Below are 19,720 nucleotides of genomic sequence, written 5' to 3'. Positions count from 1 at the left end.
ACAAGGACAACAAGCAATGCGCAAGACAACAAGAGGATCGAGGATGGGATGGCTGGCGCTCGTGGGCGCTGGCGCGGTGCTGACCGCCTGTGGCGGCGGCAACGGCGGCGGGGGCGGCTGGTCGTTCCCCGTAGGCGGCGGCACCACCAATCCGCCCGCTGCACAGTCGAAAACCGGCACTTTCCTCGATGCCGCCGTGGAAGGCCTCGACTACGTGGCCGGCAGCGCGCCCAAGGCCGCCACCAACGCCAAGGGCGAATTCATCTGCAAGGACGGCGAGACCGTCACCTTCAGCGCCGGCGCGCTGGCCCTGGGCAGCGCCGCGTGCGGTGACGCGATCACGCCGCTCACCCTGGCTGGCGGCAGCGACGTGAAGGCCGATGCCGTGGTCAATCGCCTGCTCGCGCTGCAGAGCTTCGACGAGGACCGCGACCCCGCCAACGGCATCCGCCTGACGCCCGCGCTCAAGGCTGCGTTGACGGCCGGCGCGCTCGATTTCAACGCCTCGCCCGAGGCCTTCCACACCGCGCTCAACGCGGTGCTGGCCGCGTTGCCCGCTCCCTACAATGCCCGCATGGTCGACTCGAACCGCCGCATGCTGGCCCGCGAACACTTCGAGGACACGCTGGCCTCGCGCCTGGCCGCACCGGTCACCGAGGCGTCGACGCAGACGAACCAGCTCGGCGCCATCGGCATCGCCGTCACGCGCTACCAGCTGCAGGCCGACACCCGCTTCCACGTGCCCTACGAGGGCGACAGCACGGACATCAAGGCCGACTTTCCGCAGGGCTTCCTGCCGGCCTACGGCTCGGGCCTGGCGTTCAAGGGCAAGGCCGACGACGGCGCGCTCGAGTTCTACGCCATCACCGACCGCGGCCCCAACGGCGACGGCCCGACCGCGCCCGTGCCCGGCGGCGGCGACGGTGTCACCAGCATCAGCAAGGTGTTCCCGGCGCCATCGTTCGCGCCGAGCTTCGGCATCGTGCGCGTGGGCAAGACCGGCGCGGTGCTCAGCACCAGCGTGCCGCTCAAGCGCGACGCGAACACCAAGATCACCGGCCTGCCGCCGCGCTCGGGCGTGGGCTCGACGGGCGAGACCCCGCTGACCGACCAGTACAAGTTCGACGAAGCCAAGGCCGGCTACGACGCCAACGGCCTCGACCCCGAGACCCTGGTGCTCGACAAGGCGCGCAACGTGCTGTGGACCAGCGACGAGTACGGCCCCTTCATCGCGCGCCTGAACATCGCCAGCGGCGTGGTCGAGAAGAAGTACGCGCCCGGCCCCGGCGCCACCGACCTGCCGGCGGTGCTGGCCCAGCGCCGCCCCAACCGCGGCATGGAAGGCCTGACGCTCGATGTGGCCAGCGGCGTGCTGCACGGCTTCCTGCAGAGCCCGATCGATCCGCGCGACGCCAACGGCAAGTCGATCAAGGCCAAGCCGCCGGGCGGCACCAACACCGACGTGCGCCACATCGCCAAGTTCACGCGCTGGCTCGCATTCGATCCGGCCACCGAGACCTCGAAGCTTTACGCCTACCCGATCGACGGCAGCCAGTACGACAAGGACCGCACCGGCAACGCCAAGCTCGGCGACATGGTGAGCCTGGGCAACGGCCGCTTCATCGTCATCGAGCAGGGCGCGCGCAAGGGCGACGGCAAGGTGTTCAACAAGCTGATGCTGGTGGAGCTGCCGGCCAACGCGACGAACATCGCCGCCCCGGAGTTCAACCACAACCTCGAGATCAGCAGCATCACGCAGGCCCCCTCGAATGGCGTCGACTATTCGACCGTGGTGACGATGCGCAAGACCGAGCTGCTCGACCTCAACGTGCTGGGCTGGCTGGCCGAGAAGGCCGAGGGCCTGACCATCGTCGACGACCAGACCCTGGCGCTGGTGAACGACAACGACTTCGGCCTGGGCACCGTGCTGCTCGCCGCCGATGGCACCCGCCTGGCCGGCAGCGTGGAAGAGTGCACGGCCGCCGTCGACGGCCAGCTCCGCGGCTGCCCCGCGGGCGCAACCCGGGCGCGCATCACGCGCGGCTCCGACCTGGAGCGGCCGACGCGCATCTGGCTCATCAAGCTCGACCGCAAGCTGAGCGAACTGCGCCTGCCGGCGTCCTGAGCGCCGTCAGTCGGCCAGCGTGAGCAGCGGCACGTCGCGCTCACGGCCCATGGCCTCCAGCTCGGCGCGCGTGCGCGTCGCGAGCCAGGCGGTCAGCGCCGCGTGCGTGGCCGGCGCCATCATGTCCGGCGGCGCCACGCCGGCGACCTCGCACAGGCGCGCCGCGAAGTGCGGCTCCAGCGCCGCCACCGCCACGCGGCCGTCGGCACAGGGGTAGACGCGATAGCCGGCGTGCGCGCCGCCCACCGCGCCGTCGGGCTTCGTCAGGCCCCAGGTGCGGGGCAGGGCGAGCCAGTCGGCCGAGGCGTTCAGCGCCACCTCGAGGTACACGCCGCCGCGCTGGCGCGTTTGCTGCAGCACGGCCTTGAGCACCGCCTCGCTCGCCAGCAGCGCGCCGCCCATGTCGGCGTACAGCGTGGGCGGCAGTTCGGTGCCGGTGACGAGGCCGCTCTCGGCGAGGTAGGTCAAGTCGTGGCCCGGCTCCTCGGCGCGTTCGCCCGGTGCGCCGACGATGGCGACCTGCGACAGCGCCGGATGTCGCGCCTGCAGCGAGGCCCAGTCGAGCTTCAGCTTCTGCAGCGCCGACGGACGGAACGAGGTCAGCAGCACGTCGGTGCGGGCCAGCTCGGCGTGCAGCTGCGCTTGGCCGGCCTCGGTCTTCAGGTCGACCGTGCGGACCTCGACGCCCTCGTGCAGCGCCGTGTACGCGGGCCGGTTGTACAGCCCCATCGGATCGCCGCCGGGCGGCTCCAGCTTGAGGCAGGCCGCGCCCATCGTGCGGCAGCGCAGCAGCGCGGCGGGGCCCGGCAGGTTGAGCGCCAGGCTCAGCACGCGCACGCCGTCGAGCGGCAGGAAGGAAGCATCGGAGGAACGGGGCATGGGTCGTGTGTCCGGAAGGTCCAGGGGTGAAAGGGAAGGGGCGCGGCCATTTTCACCCGCCGGCAGAGCCAGATTCCGCAAGCCATGGCGCCCTGGCAGTCGTAGCATGCGGCCGATGGCAGCACGCGCTCCTGCCGCTGCCGCAACGCCAAGGAGACCCCTCATGTTCGAAGCATCCCTGATGCGCGGCCAGCGCATCCTCGTCACCGGCGGCGGCACCGGCCTCGGCCGTGCCATGGCCGAGCGATTTCTGAGCCTGGGCGCCGATGTCGCCATCTGCGGCCGGCGCCAGGCGGTCTGTGAAGAAACCGCCGCCGCCTGGCGCCAGCAGTTTCCCGATCGGAGCATCGATGCCTTCGGCGTCGACATCCGCATCGCGCAGCAGGTCGACGACATGGTCGAGAGCCTGTTCCAGAGCGGCGGGCTCACCGGCCTCGTCAACAACGCGGCGGGCAACTTCGTCTCGCCGACCGAGAGCCTCTCGCCGCGCGCCTTCGACGCCGTGGCCAACATCGTGTTCCACGGCAGCTTCTACGTGACGCAGGCGGTGGGCAAGCGCTGGGTGGCGCAGGCCAAGTCGGGCGCGTGGAAGCCGGGCGACGCCTTCCGCAGCGTGATGAGCATCATCGTCACCTGGGTCGACAACGGTAGCCCCTACGTCGTGCCCTCGGCCATGAGCAAGGCGGGCATCGAGGTCATGACCAAGTCGCTCGCGGTGGAGTGGGCGCGCCACGGCATCCGCCTGAACGCCGTGGGCCCCGGCGAGATCCCGACCGAGGGCATGAGCAAGCGCCTGAACCCCGGCGAGGAACCCGGCGCGCGCAGCATCAAGACCAACCCGATGGCGCGCGTGGGCCGCATGAGCGAGCTGCAGAACCTCGCGTCCTTCCTGATGGCGCCGGGCCAGTGCGACTGGCTCACGGGCCAGAGCATCATGATGGACGGCGGCAACGCGCTGGCCACCGGCGGCAACTTCTACGAGCTGCGCGAGTGGAGCGACGCCGACTGGCTGGCCGCGCGCGAACGCATCGAGGCGCAGAACCAGAAGGACAAGGCGCAGCGCTGACGCTTACTTGCGCGGCGGCTTCGCGGCGCCCACGGTGATCTGCTTGCGCACGGGGCTCGACAGCACCAGCGAGGTGGTCACCGAACCGTCGACCGCCAGCGCGTCCACCACGCGCTCCAGGTCGGTCGGCTCGGCGATGGCGCAGCGCACGAAGAAGCAGTCGGCGCCGGTCACGCGGTCCACCGCGAGCACCTCGGGCATGGCCTCGAAGAGCGCGAGGTAGCGCGCAATGGCCGCGTGCGTGGTGTCGATGCGGATGATGGCCTCCAGCCCCACGCCCAGCGCGCGCAGGTTCACGCGCGCGCCGTAGCCTTCGATCACACCCGCATGCTCGAGCTTGCGCACGCGCTCGCTCATCGCCGGCTGCGACAGGCCGATGCGCTTGCCGATCGCGGCCAGGCTCTGGCGCGCGTCGGTCTGCAGGGCTTCGAGGATGAGGCGGTCTTTCTTGTCGAGGGTCATGGCGTGCGGCGAAAGAAGAGGGGACCGATGATCGATCGGTAGGCGGCGCCGATTTTCGATGGGTTGCCCTTCTGCGCGCGCGGCGCGGGCGCTATGGTGGCGGTCATCTTTTTCCAGGAGACCCCATGCAACTCGTCGGCATGCTCGACTCGCCCTTCGTTCGTCGCGCCGCCATCTCGCTGCGCCTGCTCGGCCTCGCTTTCGAGCACCGCTCGATCTCGGTCTTCAGCACCTTCGAGCAGTTCCGCGCGATCAACCCGGTGGTGAAGGCCCCGACGCTGGTGTGCGATGACGGCACGGTGCTGATGGACTCGACGCTCATCATCGACCATGCGCAGGCGGTCGTGGGCCGCAGCTTGTTTCCTGCCGATCCGGCCGATCGGTTGCGCGACCTGCGCCTCACGGGGCTGGCGCTCGCGGCCTGTGAGAAGACGGTGCAGATCGTCTACGAGCGCAACCTGCGGCCCAGCGAGAAGCAGCACCAGCCGTGGGTCGATCGCGTGCAGGGCCAGCTGAATACGGCCTATGCCGAGGTGGAGCGCGAACTGGCGGCTGCGCCGCTGGCGGCACCCGCAGAAAAAACGATCACGCAGGGCGGTATCTCGGCGGCGGTGGCCTGGACCTTCACGCAGTTCATCCTGCCCGACGCGGTGCGCCCGTCGGACTTTCCGCTGCTCGCCGCCTACACGGCGCAGGCCGAGCAGCTGCCGGTGTTCGTCGGCGCGCCGCTGGTCTGAGCGACCGCGCTCAGGCCGCGATGTCCGCCCCGCGCTCGGCCAGCAGGCCGCGCAGCAGCGAGCGGTGGCAGTGCGATTCATCCTCGCAGTAGCAGCCGACCGCGAGCGCGGCGGTGTGCGAGAGCGCCGCGAGCAGGTCGAGGCTGCGGCTGGCGTCGGCCTCGGCCATCTCGGCCTTGTACTTGCGCATGAAGGCGTTCCATTGCGCCGGCGTCTCGGCTTCCTGGCCCAGCTTCATCGTCTCGGTCGACGGCGCGAGGTTGGGGTACCACACGTCGTACCAGTTCTGCGAGGCGAACTCGGTCTTCGGCACGCCGCGCGGCGGGCGGCGCACGGTGCCGATGCGCAGGCCCTCGCCGGGTGCGCGCGGGGTGCCGAGGCGGACGATGCGGATGCTCATGACGGGGATCTCCTTGGGCTGTTGTTGTGGTGTGTTCGACTGTCAGGTGCCGACGATACCGCCGTCGCGCCGGCGGATCGCCAGCGTGGCCGAGCGCGGTCGCGCGCTGCCCGGTTGCGTGCCATCGGGCCAGGCGCTGTTGTGCTTCGCGTCGCCGTCGTCGCGCGACTCGCCCGGGTGCTGGATGTTGACGAACAGCGTGCGCCGGTCGGGCGTGACCACGCAGCCCGTGATCTCGCAGCCGTTGGGCCCCGTGAGGAAGCGCTGGATGCGGCCCGTGGCCGGGTCGGCGCACAGCATCTGGTTGTTGCCGAGCGCGGCATAGGGCGGCTTGCCCATGGACTGCCCGCTCATGTCGGTCTGGATCCACAGCAGCCCGCCGCTGTCGAAGTGCAGGCCGTCGGGGCAGCCGAACGCGTCGGCGCTGTCGCTGGGGTAGCGCGTGCCGGCGCCGGGCTGCGCGGGGTCGCCTGCGAGCGCGTAGTGGTCCCAGGCGAAGGCGGTGCTGGCCGCGTCGCCGCCGTCTTCGCGCCAGCGCAGGATGCCGCCGAAGAAGTTGGGTGCACGCGGGTTGGCGGCGTCGGCGCCGGGCTTGCCGAGGTCGCCGCGCTGCGTGTTGTTGGTGAGCGTGACGTACACCTCGCCGCTGTGCGGATGCACGGCGATCCATTCGGGGCGGTCCATCTTCGTGCCGCCGACGATGTCTCCCGCCAGCCGTGCGTGGATCAGCACTTCGGCTTGGTTGGCGAAGCCGCTGGCGGCGTCGATGCCGTGGCGGCCGTGCACCAGCTCGAGCCAGCGCCCGCGCCCGTCGGCGTCGAAGCGCGCGACGTGCAGCGTGCCTTCGTCGAGCAGGTGCCGGTTGGCGGCGCGCGCGGCGGCATCGGTGCCGGGGCGCACGGGGTCGCGGCTCACGAACTTGTAGATGTATTCGAAGCGCGCGTCGTCGCCCATGTAGACCACCACGCGGCCGTCCCTGGCCACGGTGCAGGTCGCGCTTTCCTGGCGCTTGCGGCCGAGCGCGGTGCGCTTGACGGGCACCGACTCGGGGTCGAAGGGATCGATCTCGACCACCCAGCCGAAGCGGTGCGGCTCGTTCGGATGGCGGCTCAGGTCGAAGCGTTCGTCGAAGCGCCAGTATTCGACCCACTGCGCGCCCGGCACCGTGCCATAGCGGCGCTGCGCGGGCGTCGCGTGGTTCGCAGCCTCTTTCGGGCCGCCGAAATAGCCGTGGAAGTTTTCCTCGCAGGTCAGGTAGGTGCCCCAGGGCGTGACGCCCATCGCGCAGTTGGCGAAGGTGCCGAAGACGGTGGTGCCCGCCGGGTCGGCGGCGGTGCGCATCAGCGGCGTGCCCGCGGCGGGGCCGGCGATGCGCATCGGCGTGCGGCCATGCACGCGGCGCGCGTAGGGCGAGGGCAGCACCTGGCGCCAGCCTTCTTGTGTGCGGCGGACCTCGATCACCGACACGCCCATCGCATGCAGCGACTTGCGGACCTTGTCGGCGCTCCAGGCTTTCACGCCGTCGGCGTGCAGCAGTTGCTCGTCGGTGTACTCGTGGTTCATCACGAGCAGGCCGCGTTCGCCGCGCGCATCGAGCGCGAAGAAGTGCATGCCGTCGTGGTGCATGCCGGCCTGCAGGGCCTGCTCGTCGGCGCTGTTGCCGGCGTCGGGCGCGAAGGCCGGCATGCGGCCCGCAACGCCCGTGGGCGCGCCCCAGGGGTAGAGCATCTGCCACTCGTACTCCGGCGGCACCACCACCGCATCGCGTTGCGAAATGGGCACGCTGGTGAAGAAGCCCGACGGGCCCGTCGCGCTCGTGGAGGGCGGCAGCTGCGAGCGCGCGCAGCCCTGGCCGAACAGCGCGACGACGGCGGCGGTGGCGCCCGATTGCAGGAGGAAGTGACGGCGGTCCAGAGGCATGGCGAGGCAGCGGAGGTGTTGGGTCGGCGACAGTGCGCATCATCGCCCAGCGGCCCGGTCGCGCGATACTGAGCCGATACCCGGACACCGACAGGAGACATGCAATGAGCGACCGTATCGAATGGACCCGCCACGCCGACGGCGTGGTGGAACTGCAGCTGGCGCGCGCCGACAAGATGAACGCGCTCGACCCCGCGATGTTCGACGCGCTGGTCCAGGCGGGCGAAGCGCTGCGCGACGACAAGAGCGTGCGCGCCGTCGTCATCGCGGGCCGCGGCAAGGCCTTCTGCGCGGGGCTCGACATGGCGTCGTTCGAACGCATGGGGCAGGGCGCCGCCAGCGACGTGCTGGGCGCCGCGGCCGGCGGCACCGACCTGGTCGCGCGCACGCACGGCCTCTCGAACGCCGCGCAGCAGGTGGCGATGGTGTGGCGCGAAGTGCCGGTGCCGGTCATCGCGGCCGTGCACGGCGTGGCCTTCGGCGGCGGGCTGCAGGTGGCGCTGGGCGCCGACATCCGGCTCGTGGCGGCCGACACCAAGCTGTCGGTGATGGAGATCAAGTGGGGCCTCGTGCCCGACATGGCCGGCATGGTGCTGATGCGCGAACTGGCGCGCACCGACGTCGTGCGCGAACTCACTTTCACCGGCCGCATCTTCTCGGGCGAAGAGGCCGTGCGCCTGGGCCTGGCCACGCGCGTGGCCGTCGACCCGCTGGCCGAGGCGCTGCAGATGGCGCACGAGATCGCCGCCAAGAGCCCCGACGCCATCCGCGCCGGCAAGCGGCTGCTGAACGCGTCGCTCGCGCACAGCGCCGCCGAGCTGCTGATCGCCGAGTCGGTCGAGCAGCAGGCGCTGATCGGCAGCCCCAACCAGCGCGAGGCCGTGAAGGCCAACATCGAGCGGCGGGCGCCGCAGTTCAGCGCGCCGGCCTGAGTTTCTTCTTCTCGGTTTTTTCTTGCGTTCCTCGCGGTGCGGACAACCGCGAGGCGCAGCTGTTGGCGCGCCCGTTTCCGCCGGCCGAAGCGGCGGTCGCAACATTTCGTATGCCAAAAATCGTACACAAAGCGCGCCATCCGTGTCTTTGTGTAAGAATTAAGTAGTTGTTTTCCCGAGTAATTCGGCGGAATTGACCGCACTTTGTGTGCAGAAGGTCACGTCTTGCCGTATGCCCTCGGTCGGGAAAATGACTATCGGAGTCACACTCGAAAACAATTAATCAACTTTTGCTTTGGCTAGCGACGGCGTTCCGCATGTCGACGAATACGTTTTTTTGCAATCTCAGCGTGCCCATCCTCGTGGGCGAGGACCGCTACAAGTACGTCCCGATCGTGGGGGTGTTTCGCAGCATCCCCATCGAGCAGGTCGACGAGTGGGTGATGCACCCCGACGGCCGTCCGCGCAGCGATCGCGAACTCGCCGCCGAAGTGCTGGTCGAAATCCGCAAGCCGCTCGGCACCAGCGGCCACACGGCGCCGAACGCCTTCGACGTCGCCGACATCCTGCAGCTCGATCGCGCGGCGGCCATCGTGGTGTCGACCTTTCTCGCGGCGCTGCCGCGGGTCTGAACACCGCCTCGCGGCGTCTTCCTTTTTCTTCCCGTCTCAGCTCGCGATGGCGCCGACCGCCCAGTAGAAGGTCGGCCGCGCACCGTTGAGCAGGTGGTCGCCCACCACGCGTCCCTTGTAGATCGTCGGGTTGTGCGACGCCAGCGTGCGCGCATTGCGCCAGTGCCGGTCGAGCCGCCGGTCTTCCTGCAGCGCCGAGGCGCCGCCGATGTCGAACAGCCGCGTCCCCGCTTGAAGCACCGCGTCGACGATGCCGGCCTGCGCCTTGGCGGTGTTCAGCTCCACCTCGAACAGCAACTGCTCGGGCACGGCCTCGCCGCGCTGCAGGTGGCGATCGACCTCGCCCAGACCGCGCGCCACCGCTTGCACCGTCGACGCGGCCACGAAGGCCGTGCTCGCGAGCTGGCCGATCACCTGCTGCACCAGCGGGTCTTCGCGCGGCGTGGCGCCGCTGCCGTGGCTGTAGACGCGCTTGCGCGGCTGCACGAAGGCCACCGCATCGCGCACGATGGCGCGTGCGATGCCCGCCAGCGTCGCCAGGTGCGTGAGCTGGAAATGCGCGGTGAGCGGCGTGGGCTGGTCGCGCACGTACAGCAGCACGTGCTCGGGCTTCACGCGCACCTGGCGAAAGCGCGTCGTGCCCGAGGCACTCAGGCGCTGGCCGAAGCCGCGCCAGTCGTCGACACGTTCGACACCCGCGGCTTCCGCCGGCACGAGCGCGATCACGCGGTCGCTGCTGCCGTCGTCGTTCAGGCGCTGGGCCGCGACCGAGATCCAGTCGGCGTAGAGCGTGCCAGTGCTGTAGAACTTGTCGCCGTCCAGGCGCCATGTGTCGGCGCTCTGCACGTCGCGCGTGAGCGTGGTCTGCAGCGCGCCGAGCGCGCCTTCGCCGAGCTCGGTGGTGGCGTTGCCGAAGATCACGCCGTCGGCCGCCAGGCGCATCCAGGGGCCGTGCAGCGCAGGATCGATCTCGGCGAACAGGCGTTCGATGAAGCCGAAGTGCGCGCGAAGGATCTGTGGCAGGTTGGAGTCGGCCTCGCCGAGTTCGATCAGCAGGTCGTACAGCTGCTCGACCGAAGCGCCCAGGCCGCCGTGCGCGAGCGGCACGCGCAGTGCGCCGAAGCGGGCGGCCTTGAGCCAGGCCACCGGCGCGTAGGCCAGTTCGCGGTCGTTCTCGCGCTGCGCCGCGTGCTCGGCGATGCGCGCGAAGACGGGGCGGAAGCGCTCGGCGAGTTGCTGGGAAGAGGGTGCGAGCGTGGAAGGGCGGGCGGAGGCCGTGGGCGCGGCGGGGCGCGTCGGCGTGTCGTGGATGGATGCCATGGAGAGCCGGGCGGCCCCGAGGGCGCGCCGGAAAAAGAGCGATACAGGCGTGGGACTGTGCCCGCGCCATGCCGTCGCTGGGAAATACGCTTTTCGTGTTTTCTTATGCGCGGCGGGCGGGCTGCGCCGTCGCGTCAGAACTCGCCCTTGAGCCCCACGCGCACGCCCACCGATCCGCTCGACCCGCTGACCCCGGCGGAGAGCGCCAGCGGCATGTCCGTCGCGAGGCGGTGCACGACGCTGGCACCCATCGCGGAGTGGCCCTTGTAGTTCGCCAGCTGCGCGGCCCAGCTGGTCTTGCCGGGGGCGGACGGCATCGGCGCGTCGCCCATCGCCATCGCCGCGGCCACGCCCTTGGCTGCGAAGCTGCGCGCCTCGGACACCGCGGCTGCCGTCAACTGCTGTGCCTGCTGGAGGTTGACCGCGTCGGTGGGCAGCACGCCGGGCGCCACGTTGGCGATGCTGCGCGTCTGGCCGGTGGCGGCATTGCCCACCGACACCGAGTTGTCGCGCGCGGCCACGGAACCCTGGCCGAGGGCGACCGAGTTCGATCCCGCGGCCAGCGTGTTGGCGCCCAGCGCCACCGCGTTGTTGCCGGTGGCGACGGCGTCGTTGCCGACGGCGGTCGTCGGATCGGCCAGCGCCTTCGCGCCCGCGCCGATCGCCACCGAGCCTGCGTAGCGCGCCTGCGCCCCGTTGCCGATCGCCGTGGTGTTGTCGCCCTGGGCCGTGGCGTTGGTGCCCAGCGCCGTGGCGCCCGTGCCCGTGGCCTGCGTGCCGGTGCCGCAGGTCACATTGCCGCCGCTGAAGCTGCACAGGCCGTTGGACAGCGCCTGGTTCATGACGCCCTGCAAGGCGGCGATCTGCTGCATCGTGAAGGTGTTGGCCGTCGTCAGCGCGCCTTGCTGCACCTGCTGCAGCTGGCCGACGTTGGCGGCATCGGTGGCGGCGACGCCCGCGCGCACGTTGCTCAGCGTGGTGCCGGCGCCGCCGTTGGCGTTCAGCGCGACCTGGGCACCGCCCGCGCCGTACTGCACGGAGTTGTTCGCCACCCCCAGCGCCGTGTTGGCGGTGCTCTGGGCCGTGGCTGCTGCTGTGGTCGCGGTGTTGGCCGTGCCCTGGGCGGCCACCGCTGCGGCCTGCGCCGTGGCGGCGCCCGACTGCGCGCCCTGCGCGGTGCTCAGAGCGGTGTTGGCTGTGCTTTGCGCCGCGCCCGCGTCGGCCATGGCGGTGAGGGCCGTGCCATTGGCGGCCGAGGCCGTGGCCTGTGCGTTGGCCGCGCTCTGATGCACGGTGTACAGCTGGCCGCCGTTGACGGCATCGGTGCTGGTGGCGTTCACCGCGCCGGCGCTGACGTTGACCAGGCCGCGCGTCTGTCCCGCGCTGCCGAAAGACACGGTGTTGGCCGATGTGGCGACCGAGTTCGCGCCGATGGCCACGCTGCCGTTCGCACCGTTCACGACCCGGCTGCCGGAGCCGATCGCCACGCTGCCCGTGGCCTGCGCTGCCGCACCCGAGGCTGTGTCGCTCGCGCCGCCGATGGCCGTGCTGCCGTTGCCGGAGGCCTGGGCGCCCTGTTGGGTGCCCAAGGCGCTGCCGATGGCGACGGCGGCGTTGCCCGATGCCTGTGCGCCGCTGCCGCCCGACGGGGGGGAAAAGCCGCAGCAACCGCTAGCGCCGGTGCCTCCCGCGCCGAGCGCGATGGCCCCGCTGGTCGATGCCTGTGCGCCACGTCCTCCGGTGCCGCCCGTGCCGCCTGCGCTGCCCTCTCCACCGGTGCCTCCGCCTCCGATGGCCGTCGTGCCGCTTGCGGTGGCGCTGGCGCCGGCCCCTCCCGTGCCGCCGGTCCCGCCGGACGTTCCCACGCCACCATCGCCGCCCGCACCCAGCGCTGTCGCACCGTCGCCGGAGGTCGAGGCGGCACCTCCGCCGACACCGCCGAATCCACCCGACTGCACCGCGCCCACATTGCCCACGTTGCCGTGGACCAGGCCGGCCGCATGGACACTGCCGGCAACCAGCAAGGCCACGGCGGCCAAGTGCCGAAGGGCGCGGATGCGCGGCGGTTGTCCATGGACATCATGGATGTGGACGTGGATCGGCATGGACTCTTCCCCTGTGAAAGCAAACAAGACAAACGCGACGGAGTGTGTCTTTTTGCCCTCGAGGGAGCCATCACCGAAAACTGGTACGAGCCCTCGCCAGGGTGCTAGATCGCCTTGACCTCGAAGTAGGCTTCGTCCGTGTCGCCCAGGTCGCGAAAGCCCGCCGTGCGCGCAGCGTCGTAGGCCTTGACCCAGCGCGCGGCCAGCGCGAGTTCGCTCTTGGTGAGGTCGGTGTCGCTCGACTCGCTGGCGTTCTGGAAGGCGCGCATCGCCGGCAGCACGTCGGCGCCCAGCTGCTTTTCGAGTTCGCGCCGGAAGCGTTGCTCCGCGACCTTGACCGCGTCGGCCGACGAATGGGGGTAGTCGATCAGCTTGGCGGAAAAGGCGTCACGCGGCTCGTCCTCGGTGTCTTCGAGCGCGGCCGCAGCGGCGGCGGGCTCGTGGAAGTTGAAGAGGGGCGAGGGCGGCGTTGCCGGCCGGGGGAAGAAGAGTTCAGCTTGGGTCATGGTTCACCCACGCGTTGGACTGGGATGCGTTCTTCGGCATGTGGATTCCTTGAGAATACTGTTTAAATGTACAGTATTGAATCCAGAATTCAAATGACAGACGGCGCGCATCTGGCGCGTGGAACCCTCTGCTTTAATGGCGCCTTGCCGGGGGAGGGCCCAGGCTGTGTCACAGAGGAAGGCGACGTGCAGATGGATTGGATGACCGTCCTGGGGACCGTCGGAGTGATCGTCCTTCAGGGGCTGTCGTTCTGGTTTCTCTACTGGCTCTGGAAGAAGCTCCGTACGCCAAAGGCGCCCCGGGCGGGCGCTGCGCCCCTCGCGATCAAGGGGGGCGCGGTGCCCGTCGTGGCCACCTTCACCGGCCTGCGCGGACTGCCGTGGGTGGCGCTGGCGACCAACAGCCTGAACCCTGTCTTGCGCATCGAAAGCGAGCAACTCGTGTACCGCGTGCTGCGCCAGCGCGAGCGGCCTTTCGCGGACATCCGCCAGGTCGATGTGCGCGAGGCCTATGGCACCTTCAACCTGATCTTCGAGTTCCACGACGCGCGGCGGACCTTCGTGGCCAATGTGGGCACGGCGGCGCGCGGGGCGCAGGCGCTGGCGCTGCTGCCGCCGGGCGTGGCGTTGTCCGCGCGTGCACAGGCCGCTGTCGCCGACGGGCACTGATGGCCGCCATGTCCGCAGCCTTTTTCTCGATGGTGCCCTTGCTTGTCTACGGGCTCGTGGCCTGGTTCGTGGCCATGGTCGCCTTGCTCGTGCTGGGCCTTGTGTGGCTGGCGTTGGACTGGCCGGGCGCCGTGCCGCTGTCCAGGTTCGCGGCCTGGTTCGGCTTCCTCACGGATGCGGTCTTCAGTCTCCTGGGGGGCTTCGCCATGGGCGCCTTCGCCGTCTGGGACACGATCAAGAAGTCGCGAACCGCCATGACGGACCTGCCTTCGATGGCCGAGTACATCATCGTCCCGGTGGTGCTGGGGGTGCTGTCGCTGCTCATCATGAAGCACGGCTGGTACACCTTGACCACCAGGCTGCGTGGCAAGACACGCTGAAGGCGCAAGCGGCCAGGGTCGGCGTCCGCTGCCCGTGCCATTCTTTCAGCGACGACTCATTGCCAGGTGGTCCTTCCCTTGTTCTGACGGCCAGGGGCCAAGGGCCTCAACGGCCGGGTCCGAAATGATTCTGCGCAACGCACCGACGCCCGCCGGATTGCACGGCATTGCAGGCGTTCTCGGCGGCGGCGTATTGCTGTTGGCGCGTCTGGCGTTCCGCGGCGATCTGGGCGGGTGTCACGCCGGGCTCGGTGGGGCAGTTGGCGGCGATCATGTCCAGCACCGTCTTCGTCATGAACATCACTGTTTCCTGGCTGGCGGTGATCGAGGCATTGGGTGCGACCTTCGTCGCGATGACCGACTGCTTCATGGCTTCGCAGGTCTGGCTGGAAAGGCGCGTTCCGGCAGGGCGGCTGGCCGCGTTGGCCGTGCCCGCTGGCGACGAACCGCCACCCGCGTTCGTGCTGCCACCCGACTCACCCGTCATCTGCCGCGCCGTCGTGGCCGCCAGTGGATGGTCGGGGAAGCGGCTCATCAAGGTGCGCTGCACTTCGCGCGCGCGGGCGCGGTCGCCCTGGGCGTTCAGTTCGTCGGCGCGCGCGAACAGCTGTCCGGGGTTCATGTTTTGCAGGCTGGCCTGGAACTGCTGCTCGGCGCGTGCAGCCTCTTCGCGCTTGCGTTGCTTCTCGGCCTCTGCTGCGAGCCTGGTCTTCTCGGCGGCCTCGCGGGCGGTGGCCTCGCGCGCGGCCGGCAGATTGACCTCGGTGCGAACGCCGGCCACGTCGTACTGCGTGCCCACCGACAGCTTGCCGTTCTCGTAGCGGCCTTCTTCGGCCAGCGTGCCATCGGCGCGGTACTCACGCCCTTGTGTGCGCCAGTTGGTGCTCATGCTTCCTTCGAAACGTGTGCCGTCGGCGCGCGAGAAAGTACCCTGGAAGGACGCGTTCTTGCTCCAGGTGCCTGACCGCGTCGATCCGTCCCTGAGCGCCTGCACGCCTTGTCCTTCGCGGTTGTCGCTGGCCACCTCTCCCACGTAGCGATTGCCATTGGGGGCGTACAGCATGTCGGCGGCACCATGCACGCGATTGGCGTTGAACTGTCCGCGCTGGATCTCGCCATCGGAAAAGATGCGTGTGCCGGTGCCGTCTGCCTTGCCGTCCTTGACTTGCCCGTAGTAGACCCAGGTCGTGTCACCGTTGCTCTTGCCCGACAGCATGTCGCCAATGCCCACCTCGCGCACGCGCGCCCCGATCTCCTGCGACAGGCGCTGCGGCTGCGCCAGGCCACCGAGCTTGCGCTCGTTCTCGCGGTCATCGCCGCCGAGCACTGCGGTGAACATCGCATCGGGCGTGACCTCCTTGCGGTAGAAGCCGAAGAAGTTGCGCGTGCCTTCGCCGATGGCCGTCTGCAGCCGCTCGAGGTAGCCCTTGGCGCGCGCGCAGGTCTTCTGCGCGCTCAGCACGAAACGGCAACCGATGTGGGCCGAGCAAAGGTCGGCCTGGGTGACCGTGGCTTCGTCCTTGAGCTCGAGGCAATTCGCGATCTCGGGATTGACCTGGGCCCGCGCTGTCATGGGGACCGCGAGCACACAGGCGCTGAGGACGAGTGCTGACAGGAAAGGGTGCGGAAGCCGGATCGCCTGCCTGGGGCGCTGGTGCCCTCTGTGCATGGAATTGGAAACGTGCGCTGGTTCTCGTGCGGTGGTCGCCATCGTCATGACGTTCTCCTCGGTCTTGTGATCGGCCGAATCTAGCGGAGCGATCTGCAAACCAAATACCGCTTTTGTGGGAGTCCACGGGAACCGGTGGGTCGGGTCGTTTGGCGGCGATACGAGAGGCGCATGCCGGCGCCGCGGTGGGGCGCAGGGCTTCCCGACATGCGATCAGGACGCGGACGACAGAGGGGAAATGGTGTCCGGAGGAGGTTGAAGGGGGCGCAACCAGGTCGTCACGTCGCCAGTGCGCCGTTCTTGATCGGCTGCGGGAAGTTGGTCGCTGGGCCGACGCCACAGAGCCTGAGCCGCCCTGAATTGCGCCCCGATCCTGGCTTCGGTCAGGGCCGAGGACCGTGCAATACTGGCGCGATGACTCGCATCGAAAAACTACTTGAGGGGATCGATCTTCAGGCTGCGGCGGGGATCGAGATCGGAGCACTGGACAAGCCCATCATTCCGCGGGAATCGCCCGGGGTGTTCTATGTTGACCACGTAGACACGCCAGCCTTGCGCGAGAAGTACGGCGACGATCCGCAGGTCAACGTGGACAACCTTGTTCATGTCGGTGGAGTCTGGGGCGAGAAGGGACTACCGGAGATCGCAGCCTCCGTGGCTCCCGTGGATTTCCTTGTCGCCTCGCACGTCATCGAGCATGTTCCCAACCTCATCGCTTGGCTGAAGGAAATCGAAGCGGTGCTGAAGCCCACGGGAAGCCTGCGCTTGGCGATCCCAGACAGGCGCTACACCTTCGACCTGCTGCGAACCGAAACCGTGCTGGCCGATGTCCTGTCCGCCTATCTCGTTGGCGCGCGTATCCCTCAGATCCGGCAGGTGATCGATGACGTGGCGAACGTTGCCGAGGTCGATACGTGGCACGTCTGGGACGGAACGCTCGACCGCTCGCGCCTGGCATTGCTGCATCCGCCGGCCGACATCGAGATGCTGGCGCGCGACGTGCTGGAGAACCAGACGTACCGTGATGTGCACTGCTGGGTGTTCACCCCGTCGTCGTTCGCCCAGCTCATGGGGCGGATGGCCGAACTGGGCTACCACTCATTCAAGTGCACTCGACATTTCCCGACCGAATACCACCAGAACGAATTCATCGTGCACGCCCAACCAGGTGCGAATGCCGCAGAGGCGGCCGCGAGCTGGCAAGCGATGTTCGTTGATGTGGAGTGCGATGCCGTGGAGAAGGCGGAGCCTGCAGCTCTGGAACGGGCAATGGCTTCGCGAGATGCCGAGATCGAGGCACTCCAGGCACAGGTGGCAAACCTGAAGGCAACCATCAAGGCCTTGAAGGATTCGAATTCCTGGAAGGTCACTGCGCCCATGCGTTCAGTCGTGCACGCCCTGCGGCGCGGTCGCTGATCTGGCGCTTACCACCAAGCAGGTACGGGAGCGACCAAGGGAAAGGGTGAGCAGGGGCGGCGGCCACCGTTGCTCGTGGCGCAAGAACGCCGGCTTCTACGGAGGAGAAATGGCTGTTTCCGACTCTTTGTGGGGGAACGCGGAGCCAAGAAATGGCCTGCCCGGAGGGGATCGAACCCCCGACAACCTGCTTAGAAGGCAGGTGCTCTATCCAACTGAGCTACGGGCAGATTCCGGTCGAGAAGCGAGGGCGGGAGCCTTCGGTCCTCGGGCCGCAAGCGGTGCGGCAACAGACCCGAAAAATCAACGGTCTGGACGCTTCTGCCTCTGACCGGGGAAGCGCGGATTCTACCTACATCCCTCCATGCACGACGCCTTCGGCGGCGGTCGTTGAGAGGGCGAAAGGGCGGGATCGGCGCGGGGCGACACCCTGGCGGTCTCGGCGGCCTGCTTCGACACGAGCTGCTTCTTGCCGCAGGTGCTGCACCGGTAGAACCTGAGGGCCGGCAGCATCCTCATCCAGGTTCGCCGCTCGATGCGGCGAAGGCCGGCCAGGCCGCAGGAACATCGGAGAAACAGATTCAGCAGCATCACAGAAGAGTTCAAACCGGGAAGGTGTCGACACTCTTTCCCCGACGCTGCTTCGCGGTTTGCTCAACCGTGAAGCACCCGCGTTCGATTCTGTGGGGGCGCAGGGCATGCAGCGAAAGGGCAACACGCGCAACAGATTGCTAAGGACGGCGTTTCGCCCGCCCGATGCCTCTGTGGATCGCCTGGGCTGAGAGGGTGTCAGACGTTTTCCGAGCGGTACTTCCAGACCGCGTCGTTCACCGCGCGTTCGGACGCCAGTTGCTTCTTTCCGCAGGCGCTGCATTGGTAGAAGCGCAGGCTCGAGAAGAGTCGCATCCATGGCCGGCGCTCGATGCGTGCGAGATGCCTGAGGCCGCAAGAACAGCGGGAAAAGTAATTCAGCATCGGAAAAGGGTCCAGGGGTGAGGGTTCTGTTGCGACGTCCATCCCTGACTCAGCTCTTCGGCTTTGTAAACGCGATTCCGCATACTTTGTAAACACGATCACGATTGGCTTGATTCTGCGTGAGCGCCGAGGGCCTCACGGGTAGTTCCTTAAGAAAAAGGTTGTCTTGATGGTGTAACAACAAGGCAGCGGCGTTGCCCGATGTACGGAAAACCGTGGGTCGTGCTACGAAACGTCTAAAGGGGCGTGAGATTCGCGGCGATCTCGACCGGCCCGGAAAAGAAAAAAGCCTGCAACGACTTTCGTCATTGCAGGCTTTCACTTTTCTTTTGGTCGGGGCGAAAGGATTCGAACCTTCGACCCTCTGGTCCCAAACCAGATGCGCTACCAGGCTGCGCTACACCCCGCCAAGCCTTCCATTCTAGCCCGAATAAGAGGCCACTCAGCGCTTCTCGTACTGTGTCTTGCCAAAAAGGATCTCGCGCGCCTTGTCATCGGTGATGGGGCGGCGCAGGTCGGCCAGCACTTTCACGCCGCGCTGCACGGCGGGGCGTGCGGCGATGCCGTCGAACCAGGCCTTCAGGTGCGGGTAGTCGGTGAGGGTGATGCCCTGGTTCTCCCAGCTGCGCAGCCACGGGAAGATGGCGATGTCGGCAATCGAATAGCTCGTGCCGGCGATGAACTTGTGCTTGGACAGCTGCCGGTCGATCACGCCGTACAGGCGCCGGGCCTCGTTGGTATAGCGGTCGACGGCATAGGCGATCTTCTCGGGCGCGTAGATGCGGAAGTGGTGCGCCTGGCCGAGCATCGGACCGACGCCGCCCATCTGGAACATGAGCCACTGCAGCACGTCGTAGCGTTCGCGGTCGCCCGTGGGCAGGAACTTGCCGGTCTTGCCCGCGAGGTACACGAGGATGGCGCCCGATTCGAACAGCGAGATCGGCTGGCCGTCCGGTCCGTCGGGGTCGGTGATGGCGGGGATCTTGTTGTTCGGGCTGATCTTCAGGAACTCGGGTGCGAACTGGTCGCCGGTGCCGATGTTCACCGAGTGCGCGTGGTACGGCAGGCCGCACTCCTCGAGCATGATGTGAATCTTGTGGCCGTTCGGCGTGGGCCAGGAATAGACCTCGATGGGCGATGCGGGCATGTCGCGGGCTCCGGAGTGAGAGGGTTGTGACGGGAGAACGGCAGCATATACACGCGCATCCGGACGCGTGCGGGTGCGGGCATTGGCCGTTCAGCCGCTGGTCACCCCACCTGCCGCTCGTGCGCGTTGCACCACATCCAGTGTTCGCCGGGCTCGATCGACTGGATCACCGGATGCCCTTCGGCCCGCGCATGTTTCGTGGCGTGGCGGTTCTTCGAGGAGTCGCAGCAGCCCACATGGCCGCAGTGCACGCACAGGCGCAGGTGCACCCAGCTGTCGCCAGTCTTCAGGCAGTCTTCGCAGCCGCGGGGTGTGTGCGGCTGCGCGAGGTCGGCGGGAACGTGTTCGCAGGCGTGGATGGGCATGGGCGTTTCAGGACA

The 19,720-nt window shown here is 68.5% G+C and carries 19 protein-coding genes and 2 tRNA genes; 8 read left to right on the top strand and 13 right to left on the bottom strand.

All coding sequences use genetic code 11. The features are described from left to right. Window positions 1-43 precede the first annotated feature (43 nt). Window positions 44-2,125 carry an esterase-like activity of phytase family protein gene (locus tag AC07OX_RS02795; RefSeq protein WP_495259789.1) on the top strand — a complete coding sequence of 694 codons (2,082 nt, stop codon included), beginning with the start codon at window positions 44-46 and terminating at the stop codon, window positions 2,123-2,125. 6 nt (window positions 2,126-2,131) lie between these two features. Here AC07OX_RS02795 and AC07OX_RS02790 read toward each other — a convergent pair whose 3' ends face one another. Further along, entirely contained in the window at window positions 2,132-3,004 is an 873-nt protein-coding gene (locus AC07OX_RS02790; protein ID WP_495259788.1) for a CoA transferase, read from the bottom strand. 163 nt (window positions 3,005-3,167) lie between these two features. On the opposite strand from AC07OX_RS02790, the gene AC07OX_RS02785 reads away from it, so the two are divergent. Then, window positions 3,168-4,070, top strand: coding sequence for an SDR family oxidoreductase (locus AC07OX_RS02785; protein ID WP_495259787.1), 903 nt, complete (start codon window positions 3,168-3,170; stop codon window positions 4,068-4,070). Window positions 4,071-4,073: 3 nt separating this feature from the next. Here the strand turns inward: AC07OX_RS02785 and AC07OX_RS02780 are convergent, their stop codons facing one another. Further along, complete coding sequence (locus AC07OX_RS02780; protein ID WP_495259786.1) at window positions 4,074-4,532, bottom strand: Lrp/AsnC family transcriptional regulator; 459 nt, start codon at window positions 4,530-4,532, stop codon at window positions 4,074-4,076. 125 nt (window positions 4,533-4,657) lie between these two features. On the opposite strand from AC07OX_RS02780, the gene AC07OX_RS02775 reads away from it, so the two are divergent. After that, complete coding sequence (locus tag AC07OX_RS02775; protein WP_495259785.1) at window positions 4,658-5,269, top strand: glutathione S-transferase; 612 nt, start codon at window positions 4,658-4,660, stop codon at window positions 5,267-5,269. Between the two features lie 10 nt (window positions 5,270-5,279). Here AC07OX_RS02775 and AC07OX_RS02770 read toward each other — a convergent pair whose 3' ends face one another. Together AC07OX_RS02770 and AC07OX_RS02765 are read right to left on the bottom strand one after the other, a co-directional pair. Further along, a complete protein-coding gene (locus AC07OX_RS02770; protein ID WP_495259784.1) occupies window positions 5,280-5,669 on the bottom strand; it encodes a DUF488 domain-containing protein in 390 nt (129 codons plus the stop codon). 42 nt (window positions 5,670-5,711) lie between these two features. Next, window positions 5,712-7,589, bottom strand: coding sequence for a PhoX family protein (locus AC07OX_RS02765; RefSeq protein ID WP_495259783.1), 1,878 nt, complete (start codon window positions 7,587-7,589; stop codon window positions 5,712-5,714). Window positions 7,590-7,693: 104 nt separating this feature from the next. Here AC07OX_RS02765 and AC07OX_RS02760 point away from each other — a divergent pair, with 104 nt between their 5' ends. Next, window positions 7,694-8,521 carry a crotonase/enoyl-CoA hydratase family protein gene (locus AC07OX_RS02760; RefSeq protein ID WP_495259781.1) on the top strand — a complete coding sequence of 276 codons (828 nt, stop codon included), beginning with the start codon at window positions 7,694-7,696 and terminating at the stop codon, window positions 8,519-8,521. 317 nt (window positions 8,522-8,838) lie between these two features. Next, a complete protein-coding gene (locus AC07OX_RS02755; RefSeq protein ID WP_070060970.1) occupies window positions 8,839-9,153 on the top strand; it encodes a hypothetical protein in 315 nt (104 codons plus the stop codon). A 36-nt stretch (window positions 9,154-9,189) separates the two neighbouring features. On the opposite strand, the gene AC07OX_RS02750 is transcribed toward AC07OX_RS02755, so the two are convergent. The 3 genes from AC07OX_RS02750 to AC07OX_RS02740 form a co-directional block, all read right to left on the bottom strand. After that, window positions 9,190-10,473, bottom strand: a complete 1,284-nt coding sequence (locus AC07OX_RS02750; protein ID WP_495259780.1) for an acyl-CoA dehydrogenase family protein — start codon at window positions 10,471-10,473, stop codon at window positions 9,190-9,192. Window positions 10,474-10,607: 134 nt separating this feature from the next. Continuing rightward, on the bottom strand, window positions 10,608-12,578 hold the full coding sequence (locus tag AC07OX_RS02745) for a YadA family autotransporter adhesin (protein WP_495259779.1): 1,971 nt from the start codon (window positions 12,576-12,578) through the stop codon (window positions 10,608-10,610). Between the two features lie 104 nt (window positions 12,579-12,682). Further along, complete coding sequence (locus AC07OX_RS02740; protein ID WP_495259778.1) at window positions 12,683-13,084, bottom strand: hypothetical protein; 402 nt, start codon at window positions 13,082-13,084, stop codon at window positions 12,683-12,685. Window positions 13,085-13,150: 66 nt separating this feature from the next. Between AC07OX_RS02740 and AC07OX_RS02735 the strand changes: the two genes are divergently transcribed. Together AC07OX_RS02735 and AC07OX_RS02730 are read left to right on the top strand one after the other, a co-directional pair. Beyond that, on the top strand, window positions 13,151-13,753 hold the full coding sequence (locus AC07OX_RS02735; RefSeq protein ID WP_495263264.1) for a hypothetical protein: 603 nt from the start codon (window positions 13,151-13,153) through the stop codon (window positions 13,751-13,753). An 8-nt stretch (window positions 13,754-13,761) separates the two neighbouring features. Then, entirely contained in the window at window positions 13,762-14,133 is a 372-nt protein-coding gene (locus AC07OX_RS02730; RefSeq protein ID WP_157755098.1) for a hypothetical protein, read from the top strand. A 106-nt stretch (window positions 14,134-14,239) separates the two neighbouring features. Here the strand turns inward: AC07OX_RS02730 and AC07OX_RS02725 are convergent, their stop codons facing one another. Then, a complete protein-coding gene (locus AC07OX_RS02725) occupies window positions 14,240-15,850 on the bottom strand; it encodes an MORN repeat-containing protein (protein ID WP_495259776.1) in 1,611 nt (536 codons plus the stop codon). 366 nt (window positions 15,851-16,216) lie between these two features. Here AC07OX_RS02725 and AC07OX_RS02720 point away from each other — a divergent pair, with 366 nt between their 5' ends. Beyond that, window positions 16,217-17,218: a methyltransferase domain-containing protein gene (locus AC07OX_RS02720; protein WP_495259775.1), complete on the top strand. Its 1,002-nt coding sequence runs from the start codon at window positions 16,217-16,219 to the stop codon at window positions 17,216-17,218. Window positions 17,219-17,371: 153 nt separating this feature from the next. Here AC07OX_RS02720 and AC07OX_RS02715 read toward each other — a convergent pair. The 5 genes from AC07OX_RS02715 to AC07OX_RS02695 form a co-directional block, all read right to left on the bottom strand. Continuing rightward, window positions 17,372-17,448 (bottom strand) — tRNA-Arg (locus tag AC07OX_RS02715). A gap of 559 nt (window positions 17,449-18,007) precedes the next feature. Next, window positions 18,008-18,193, bottom strand: coding sequence for a hypothetical protein (locus AC07OX_RS02710; RefSeq protein ID WP_139140528.1), 186 nt, complete (start codon window positions 18,191-18,193; stop codon window positions 18,008-18,010). A gap of 330 nt (window positions 18,194-18,523) precedes the next feature. Further along, window positions 18,524-18,600: transfer RNA gene (locus tag AC07OX_RS02705), tRNA-Pro, on the bottom strand. A gap of 35 nt (window positions 18,601-18,635) precedes the next feature. Then, window positions 18,636-19,340, bottom strand: coding sequence for a glutathione binding-like protein (locus AC07OX_RS02700; RefSeq protein ID WP_495259773.1), 705 nt, complete (start codon window positions 19,338-19,340; stop codon window positions 18,636-18,638). Window positions 19,341-19,441: 101 nt separating this feature from the next. Beyond that, a complete protein-coding gene (locus AC07OX_RS02695) occupies window positions 19,442-19,705 on the bottom strand; it encodes a UBP-type zinc finger domain-containing protein (protein WP_070060963.1) in 264 nt (87 codons plus the stop codon). Window positions 19,706-19,720: the final 15 nt, after the last annotated feature.

It is taken from the genome of Variovorax sp. GW821-FHT09D07, from assembly GCF_059416345.1.
The sequence above is the reverse complement of the archived record's forward strand: the minus strand, read 5'-3'. Positions and strand labels throughout refer to the sequence as shown.